We start from the raw sequence: 8,154 nt of genomic DNA on the forward strand, positions 1-8,154 counted from the left end.
TGTCCAATCTCCAGGCTTTGGGTGATTGGACTCCAGATCGACGTGCTACTCAATAGCGGGGGATGGTCGGTGGAGGGTTAGCCCGAGTGACCGTACAAGGGCGGGCGAGAGCCCACGCGGATTCGGTGGGCTGAACTTACCCCGCGTGTGTCGGCGCGCGAGCCGGCGTGCCGGTATCACGGTCCTGCCGGCGGAGCGGGCGCATGGGCTCCAGCATACTCCCGGGTGGTTGTATACTTCAGAGGCAGTTTTCCTCAAGCGGGAGGACGACCATGGCTGAACGTGTGCCTGCCGGCGGAGAGCGCCCCCTGGATCGCGCGGCGCGCTTCTGCACCGATTACGACCTTCAGGCCCCCATCCTCCTGGCGCCCATGGCCGGCGCCTGTCCTCCCGCGCTGTCCGCGGCGGTGGCCAATGCCGGCGGCATGGGTGCCTGCGGGGCGCTGATGATGTCACCGAGCGATATTCACGACTGGGTGGATGAATTCCGCGCCGCCAGCCGCCGGCCGTTCCAGCTGAACCTGTGGATCCCCGACCGGGCGCCGGCGCGTGACGCCGGGGCCGAGGCCCGGCTGCGGCGGTTCCTGGAGGCCTGGGGGCCGCCGGTGTCCGCGGATGCGGGGGAGGTCGGCACGCCGGATTTCGATGCCCAGTGCAAAGCATTTGTTGAGGTCGGGCCGCCGGTGGTCTCGTCCATCATGGGGCTGTTTCCGGAGTGGTTCGTCGAGCGCCTCAAGGATGCGGGCATCCGCTGGTTCGCCACCGCCACGACCCTGGCCGAGGCACGCCGGGCCGAGGCGGCCGGCGCCGACGCCATCGTTGCCCAGGGGTTCGAGGCCGGCGGCCACCGTGGCGCCTTCGATCCGGACACCGCGGCGGACCAGAGCGTGGGGCTGGTCTCGCTGGTGCCCCGGCTGGCCGACCACCTGGACGTTCCCGTGATAGCCGCCGGCGGCATCGCCGACGGCCGGGGCGTGGCGGCGGCGCTGGCCTTCGGCGCCAGCGCCGTGTCTGTCGGCACCGGTTTCCTGCGCTGCGCCGAGTCCGCCGTGCCGTCGGCCTGGGCCGATGCGCTCGACGGCCTGGAGCCGGAGCGCACCCGCCTGACCCGCGCCTTCACCGGCCGCCTGGCCCGGGCGGTGGACAGCGAGTACGTGCGGGCGGCCGCCGCGCCGGATGCCCCGCCGCCCGCGCCGTACCCGGTGCAGCGCGGACTGACCGGGCCCATGAAACAGGACGCGGCTCGCACCGGGGACATCCAGAGGATGCAGGCCTGGGCTGGCCAGTCCGCCGCCCTGGCCACCGCGGAGCCGGCCGGCGAGCGGTTGGCGGCCATGTGGCAGGCGGCGCAGGCACTGCTCTGAGCTGGGCCATCCCGGATACCGGGATCTCAGGTCCCGCAACCGCACGTAGGTCGTGGCGGATCGAAGGTGTTATCCGCCGTCCTGTAGCCGGAAGTTGTAATACACGAACGCCGCTGCCAGCCGCCCAGGGCACCGGCGACTTCGATGTTTGTCGCCAGGGCACCCGCCCCGCCAAGGCGAGGATCAGGTCCCGGGCGGCACTGGAAGCCTTTCCGGCGGTCGCGGCCCGAAGGTCATGCCGGTGTCACCATTGCCCGGCGGCTGCGACAAAGACGCCACCGAGTATCAGTGCCGCCCCAGTTGCACGGCCGACCAGCTCGGGCCGCGGCAGCAGCTTCTCCGCGAGGAAGTACAGCGCCAGCGCCGCCATCCAGACCAGGCTCATCACGCCGCCGACGAACATCAGCAGCATCAGCGCCCAGCAGCAGCCGGTGCAGAACGCGCCGTGGCGGACGCCCATGACAAGGGCCCCGAGGGGGCCGTCGCGCCACTCGGTCATCAGGAAGCTCAGGGGCGTGCGGCACTTGCCGAGGCATGCTTCCTTTAGACCGCTGAACTGAAATGCCCCCGCCGTAATCAGCAATCCGCCACCCAATAGCGGGCCGACCTGGCCCATGGCGGAGCTGAGCAGCGCGCTTTGATGCAGGCCCCACTGGGTGATGGCCAGCAGCATGCCGGCCGCCATCCAGACGGCCAGGTAGCCCGCCACGAACAGCCAGGTGGGCATCGTGGCCCTGCCGTGGGTGGCCCGCTGCTGGCGGACCCGGGCGTAGGTGAGGATCATGGGGCTGGCGCTGGGCAGCATCATGGCCACCATCATGACCGCCCACATGCCCACGCTCGTGGCCAGCATCTCCAGGCCCCAGCCGGCGAATCCGGGCATGGCCATGGCTGTGCCCATGCCGCTGCCCGAACCCGCCGCGGCCAGATGGCCCCACGCAAGCACCGTAATCACCGCCAGGGCGAGGCCGATCAACACCCGCTCGCGAGCATGCATCGTGGACATTGTCGCTTCCATGGGGCGGTCTCCGCTCAGGGGCCTGCGTAGCTGAACGGCGAGTAGGACGCCGCCCGCCCGCTGAGGTCGAGATTGATGCCGTGGGCCTGGTGGCGCAGCGACCGGGACGATGCCACCACCAGGGGTTCGCCCGGCGCCACCGCGAAGGGGTGGTTGTGGATGGTGGCCGCCTGGCCGCCCTGCCCGTCAATGGCACTAATGTTGGCCTCCGCCGACTGACCGATCCTCAGGTGCCGGTGGCCCTGGTCGATCTCGAAATGCATGGGCATCGGCTCCACGGCGCGCACATCGCTGATGAGCGAGGCGAGCACCGCCGGATGCCCACCGGCCTGGCCGCCGAAGATCGCGCCCAGGGCCTCCTGCTGGGCCTGGTCGGCGCGCTCGTCCAGGTACAGCACCGCCTTCCAGTTGCCTTCGGGCATGGGTCCGGGGGTGCTCAGGGCCACCGCCACGTTGAGCCCGTCAAGCTCCACGTCGCCGTAGCGGCCAGAGGCGATGTGCCAGCCGACCAGGGCCGTGCATCCGCCTTCGGTGGGCGCGCCCAGGAACACGCAGGGACAGGCCTCCCGGCAGTCGCAGCTTTCCAGGTATTCGCCCTTGAGGGTCCATTCCGTACTCATGGCCTTACTCCTCTGCTTGGTTTTGTTGGTGTTGGCCGGAACAGGTGCGGCTCTGACATCCAGTTATAGCCGCCGGAGGCCCAATGGGCGTGACGGCGGCATGAGAAAATCATGAGAATTGTCGGTTTGGGCAGGGCTTTACGGCCGAGAGAGGCTGCAGGGGCGGCCCGGGGCGCCTATGATGGACGCCAGGGAGGGACGGTCATGGCGCAGAGGATGAAGGAACTCTTGGCCAGCCAGGCGCTGGAGGCCTTCGTCGGCCGCAGCGCCGAGCTGGAAGCGCTGCGCGAGACCCTGGCGCCGGAGGGGCCGCGGGTGGTGCATGTCCACGGTATCGCCGGGATCGGCAAGACGGCGCTGCTGGAACGCTTCGCCGCGGAAGCCCGGGGGGCCGGGACCACGGTGATCCGGCTGGACTGCCGCAACGTGGAACCGACGGAGCCAGGCCTGCTCCAGGCGCTGAGCGAGGCCATCGGCAGCGGCCATCCCGACGCCGAGGCGCTAGCCCGCCGCCTGGGCGGCCTGGGCAATAGCGTTGTCCTGGCTCTGGATACCTACGAGGTCTTCGGGCTCCTGGATACCTGGCTGCGGCAAGTCTTCCTGCCCATGCTGCCGGAGAACGTCCGGGTGCTGTTCTTCGGCCGCCAGCGGCCGCTGGCGGCCTGGCACGCCACGCCGGGCTGGGGGCGTCTGCTGCGGTCCGTAGCGGTGGCGCCGCTGACGGAATCGGAGGCCGGCGAGCTCCTGGTGAGCCTGGGAGTGAGCCGCGACGAGGCCACGCCCATCGCCCGAACCACCCACGGTCATCCGCTGGCCCTGAGGCTCGCCGCCGGCGCCGTGGGCGAGGCGCGCCGGGGGCACTGGCCCGAGGACGCGCCCCTGCAGCATGCCCTGGACGAGCTGACCCGCATGTTCCTGGCCGATGTCGGTGATGCCGTCACCCGCCGCGTGCTGGAGGGTGCCGCGGTGACACGCCGGGTCACGGTATCGCTGCTGCGGGCGCAGTTCCCGGATCTCGCCCCGCAGGACGCCTACGAACGGCTTCGCCGGCTGCCGTTCGTGGATGGGACCAGCGATGGGTTGATCATCCATGACGCCGTGCGCGACGCCATCGCCCGCTCGCTGCACGCCAGCGACCCGAGCCGCCATCTCGAGTATCGCCGCGCGGCCTGGCGGCAGCTGAACGCCGAGGCCGAGTCCGCCGGCAGCGGTGACCTCTGGCGCTACACGGCGGACATGCTCTATCTCATCGAGAACCCGGTGGTGCGCGAGGCCTTCTTTCCCAGCGGCACGCCCCGGCTGCCGGTGGAACGGGCACAGTCGGGCGACGAGCAGGCCCTGGCCGACATTGTCAGGGCTCGCGAAGGTGCGGAAGCGGCGGAGGTGCTGCTGCGCTGGTGGCGGCGCCTGCCGCAGTCCTTCTCCGTGGTGCGCGCGCCGGAAGGGCGGGTGATCGGCTTGTGCTGCAAGCTGCGCTCGGATGCGGTGGAGCCCACCTGGCTGCTGGATGACCCGGTGACGGCCGAATGGTATGCGCATTTGCGGAGAAAGCCGATGTCGCGCAACGAAATCGCCCTGTTCTGCCGCCGCTGGCTGAGCGAGGCGGAGGGCGATTCACCGGGCGAGGCCCAGGCCGCCGTCTGGCTCGATCTCAAGCGGACCTACATGGAGCTGCGCCCGGAGCTGCGGCGGGTGTACCTGGTGGCGAACGACCTGGCGGCCTACGCCCAGGTGGCTCAGCGCCTGGGGTTCGAGGTGCTGACGGAGCGGACAGTGGAGCTGGACGGCCGGGCTTATCACAGTGCCGTCCTCGATTTCGGGCCGGCGTCGGTGGACGGCTGGCTGGCGGAGCTCGCCGCGGCGGAGCTCGGCGTGCGGCGGTCCCCGGAGTTGCTCGACGTCGATTCGCGGGAGCTGGTGCTGGAGGCCGGGCGGGTGCCGCTGACGCCGCTGGAATTCGGTGTCATGCACCATCTACTGGCCCGGCAGGACAAAGCCGTCTCCCGTACCGAGCTGTTGCGGGACGTATGGGGCACCACCTACCAGGGTGGCAGCAATGTGGTGGATGCCGTGGTGCGCACGCTCCGGCGGAAGATGGGCGATCAGGCGGCGCGGGTGGAGACGGTAACCGGCGTGGGGTACCGGTTGCGCTCGCGCTAGGGAGGCGCCCTTGGGGCTGGGCCGCGTGCTTGGTCTGCCAACGCGCCGCCTGGCCAGAGACTCGCTTGAGTTGTTCAGTATTTTTCAGGTGTCCCAGGTGTTCAGTTCGGAGCTTTCTAGAGGGCCGCTCAGCGATGCGGCGCGCGGCCTGCGATCGCTACGCTTTCGGGCGGATCGACGCCGAAACGCTCGCGATACAGCTGCGGCGAGAGACCGGCGTACCTTTTGAAGATGCGTCGGAAGAAAGCCAAGTCTTCGTAGCCGACGGCGCGACTGACGTGCTGAATGGTCAGGGCGTCATTCTCCAGCATGTGCCTGGCCGCGTTGACTCTCACCTGATGCAGGTAGCTCATCGGCGTCTCGCCGGTGGCCATTTTGAAACGGCGGGTGAGGGTGCGTGAGGTCATGGCCGCTCGGGCCGCCAGAGCGTCCACCCGGACGGGTTCGTCGAAGTGGCGGAGCAACCACTCCTGGACCCGAAGAATTCGGTTATCCTCGTGTAGGGACAGGGGTGGTTCGGCCGCGTAGCCGAACTGCCACGTTCGTGGCGTCTCCAGAAGCAGTGCCCGGGCAGTCTCCATGGCGACCCGGTGTCCACAGAACTTCTCCACGAGGTACAGGCTCAGATCCACCGAGGCATAAACACCGCCACTGCAGAGCACATTGCCCGACTCTGTCAGGAAGCGCTCCGGATGCCACTGGACGTCCGGATACCGACGCCGGCATGCGTCCGCGACCCCCCAGTGGGTCGTGGCCGGGCGGCCGTCTAGCAAACCTGCTTCGGCGACCAGGGCCACGCCCGCGCAGACCCCCGCAATCAACGAGCCGCTCTGATGCCATCGCCGTAACCACGGGTAGATAGTGCGGTTGGCTGGGCAGGCGGTGTCAATATCGGCGCCTATGGCGGACACGATGATGAGGTCGGCGGCGTCGATCTCCTGGAGCGCGCAACTGGGGGTCAGACTCAGGCAAACGCCAGTGCGCACCGGCCGGCCATCCTGAGAGGCCGTTCGAACCCGGAAGTACGGCTGCGGTGACTTCCCGCGCATCTGGTTCCACAGCCGGCCCGCACTGTCGAAGATCTCGACGGGGGCGACCGCTGTCGACGGCATGCCGCCTTCGACCAGGACAACTGTGACATTGATCATGGCTTCCCCCGCATGGCGCGACCGCCCCCTTATCATGTCTTTTTTGCCACTTCTCTGCCATTGAAGCGGCGCTGGATAATGCTCTCTACGGTCAGAGGCTCACGCGGATTGTTCAGCGTTTCCCCAAGGAAGCCCGATGCGGACCACTGGCCCCGTGTATTCTGACGAGAAACGGCTGCAGGAGGTCACCAATGAGCGAGCATACGGCGTACACGGGAACATGTTTCTGCGGTGCGGTGGCACTCTCAGTGAGGGGTGAGCCCGAAGCGATGGGGTATTGCCACTGCGAATCGTGCCGACTCTGGTCGGCGGGACCTGTCAACGCTTTTACGCTCTGGAAGCCGGAAGCGGTCACCGTCGAAAAGGGACATGAGAATATCGGAACGTACAACGGGACTGCGCAGAGTTATCGGAGTTGGTGCAGAATCTGCGGCGGTCACCTGTTCACCGAGCATCCGCCCATGGCGTTGATTGATGTCTATGCCGCGGTCCTCCCAGACCTTTCGTTTCGCCCGGATGTGCACGTTCATTACCAGGAGCATGTGCTTGCCATAGATGACGGCGTGACGAAACTCAAGGACGTGCCAGCGGCGTTGGGCGGTTCCGGGGTCGAGCTTGCGGAATAGGGACTGACTGCCAGTGATTTCGGGACGCAGGTTTCGTCCCTCAGCGTGACCAACCCTGCGCTCCGGGGGCGCATCAGCGGGCCCGGTGCCGTGCCGGTTTCGGCGCGGCGCTGTTGTTCCACCGACCGCCAGGGATCGCCAGCGCGAATCCTCACGAATTTCTCATCCTCTTATCACTCCGGGGCATGTTCCGGGCGATACAAATGGCAGTGCGCCGGATCGATTCCGGGCGTCTCATATCGACTGATAAGGAGAGCAGCCATGAACGTATCGCGAGGACATATTCCCAAGGGTGTTCGCAATCCGGGGCCGGCGGTCCGGTCCGGCGAGCGCCGGGGCCTCGGACGGGCCCTGCCGCCGCTGGCCGTCACCGCGGCCCTCGTCGGCCTTTTCCTCACGACCCCGGCGTCAGGCGCCGGCGGCAAGAGCGAAGACGCCCTGATCAGGGAGGCGCTCAGCGCAGCCCCGCCCCAGGTGGCGGAGACGGCCACGGTCATCGACCTGGAGGGCAACGTGCTACGCCAGGGCAGCGGCGAGTACACCTGCCTGCCGGCGCCGCCCGGCTTCGGCGGGCCCATGTGCCACGACGAACAGTTCATGGCGTGGATGGATGCGTTCATGAACGGCGAACCGGCGCCGCCCACTTCGGCCATCGGCACCTCCTACATGCTGGCGGGAGATTCGCCCGACGGCGGTGCCAGCAACATCGATCCCCAGGCCCGGACGCCCACGGCAGACAACCAGTGGGTGGTGGAAGGGCCGCACGTGATGGTCATCGTGCCCGATCCCGCATCGCTCAAGGGCCTGCCCACCACGCCGAACGCCGACGGCCCGTACGTCATGTGGCCGGATTCGCCCTATGCCCACATCATGTGGCCGGTGGCGGAGCGTCCCGCCCAGCGCCCGGTCGTGGATTGACCGGATTGCCCGGCACGCCTCGGAGTTGTGCGCGTCGAGCCGTGCCTGGTGGCAGTAACTGCATGGCCCCGTCGGGGCCATGCAGTGTCTCGTGGCGGATTCAGGGCAGGTAGTTCAAATCTTCCGGCCGTGTCGTGAGACGCCCTGCAACGTAAGATGTCGTGGGCGTGGGCGTGGGCGTGGGCGCGTTAGGGGTCATTTGCCGCCGTTGACGCAGGGTAGCTGGTTCGGGGTTCTCACCCGTTAATGCGGACACTTCAAAGAAGGCTCATCATGGGCCGGCAAAAGGAGTGTTATGCC

At 68.2% G+C, this 8,154-nt stretch carries 7 protein-coding genes; 4 read left to right on the forward strand and 3 right to left on the reverse strand.

All coding sequences use genetic code 11. The features are described from left to right. The first annotated feature begins 272 nt into the window (after positions 1 to 272). Positions 273 to 1,364: an NAD(P)H-dependent flavin oxidoreductase gene (locus SAHL_RS16410; RefSeq protein WP_123592496.1), complete on the forward strand. Its 1,092-nt coding sequence runs from the start codon at positions 273 to 275 to the stop codon at positions 1,362 to 1,364. Positions 1,365 to 1,608: 244 nt separating this feature from the next. Here SAHL_RS16410 and SAHL_RS16415 read toward each other — a convergent pair whose 3' ends face one another. Together SAHL_RS16415 and SAHL_RS16420 are read right to left on the reverse strand one after the other, a co-directional pair. Beyond that, positions 1,609 to 2,382, reverse strand: coding sequence for a DUF2182 domain-containing protein (locus SAHL_RS16415; RefSeq protein ID WP_123592497.1), 774 nt, complete (start codon positions 2,380 to 2,382; stop codon positions 1,609 to 1,611). A gap of 14 nt (positions 2,383 to 2,396) precedes the next feature. Then, entirely contained in the window at positions 2,397 to 3,002 is a 606-nt protein-coding gene (locus tag SAHL_RS16420) for a DUF1326 domain-containing protein (RefSeq protein ID WP_123592498.1), read from the reverse strand. 204 nt (positions 3,003 to 3,206) lie between these two features. On the opposite strand from SAHL_RS16420, the gene SAHL_RS16425 reads away from it, so the two are divergent. After that, positions 3,207 to 5,162 (forward strand): winged helix-turn-helix domain-containing protein, encoded by a 1,956-nt coding sequence (locus SAHL_RS16425; protein ID WP_123592499.1) that lies wholly within the window; start codon positions 3,207 to 3,209, stop codon positions 5,160 to 5,162. A 128-nt stretch (positions 5,163 to 5,290) separates the two neighbouring features. On the opposite strand, the gene SAHL_RS16430 is transcribed toward SAHL_RS16425, so the two are convergent. Then, positions 5,291 to 6,310: a GlxA family transcriptional regulator gene (locus SAHL_RS16430; protein WP_123592501.1), complete on the reverse strand. Its 1,020-nt coding sequence runs from the start codon at positions 6,308 to 6,310 to the stop codon at positions 5,291 to 5,293. Between the two features lie 191 nt (positions 6,311 to 6,501). On the opposite strand from SAHL_RS16430, the gene SAHL_RS16435 reads away from it, so the two are divergent. Further along, on the forward strand, positions 6,502 to 6,936 hold the full coding sequence (locus SAHL_RS16435; RefSeq protein ID WP_123592500.1) for a GFA family protein: 435 nt from the start codon (positions 6,502 to 6,504) through the stop codon (positions 6,934 to 6,936). Positions 6,937 to 7,197: 261 nt separating this feature from the next. Next, on the forward strand, positions 7,198 to 7,854 hold the full coding sequence (locus tag SAHL_RS16440; protein ID WP_221178010.1) for a hypothetical protein: 657 nt from the start codon (positions 7,198 to 7,200) through the stop codon (positions 7,852 to 7,854). Positions 7,855 to 8,154: the final 300 nt, after the last annotated feature.

Source organism: Salinisphaera orenii subsp. halophila YIM 95161 (assembly GCF_003732545.1).
In the GTDB taxonomy this organism is placed as follows: Bacteria; Pseudomonadota; Gammaproteobacteria; order Nevskiales; family Salinisphaeraceae; genus Salinisphaera; species Salinisphaera orenii_A.

Coding starts and splice junctions, on each gene's coding strand:
- SAHL_RS16410 (WP_123592496.1), top strand. CDS start 273: ATGGCTGAACGTGTGCCTGCCGGCGGAGAGCGCCCCCTGGATCGCGCG.
- SAHL_RS16415 (WP_123592497.1), bottom strand. CDS start 2,382: ATGGAAGCGACAATGTCCACGATGCATGCTCGCGAGCGGGTGTTGATC.
- SAHL_RS16420 (WP_123592498.1), bottom strand. CDS start 3,002: ATGAGTACGGAATGGACCCTCAAGGGCGAATACCTGGAAAGCTGCGAC.
- SAHL_RS16425 (WP_123592499.1), top strand. CDS start 3,207: ATGGCGCAGAGGATGAAGGAACTCTTGGCCAGCCAGGCGCTGGAGGCC.
- SAHL_RS16430 (WP_123592501.1), bottom strand. CDS start 6,310: ATGATCAATGTCACAGTTGTCCTGGTCGAAGGCGGCATGCCGTCGACA.
- SAHL_RS16435 (WP_123592500.1), top strand. CDS start 6,502: ATGAGCGAGCATACGGCGTACACGGGAACATGTTTCTGCGGTGCGGTG.
- SAHL_RS16440 (WP_221178010.1), top strand. CDS start 7,198: ATGAACGTATCGCGAGGACATATTCCCAAGGGTGTTCGCAATCCGGGG.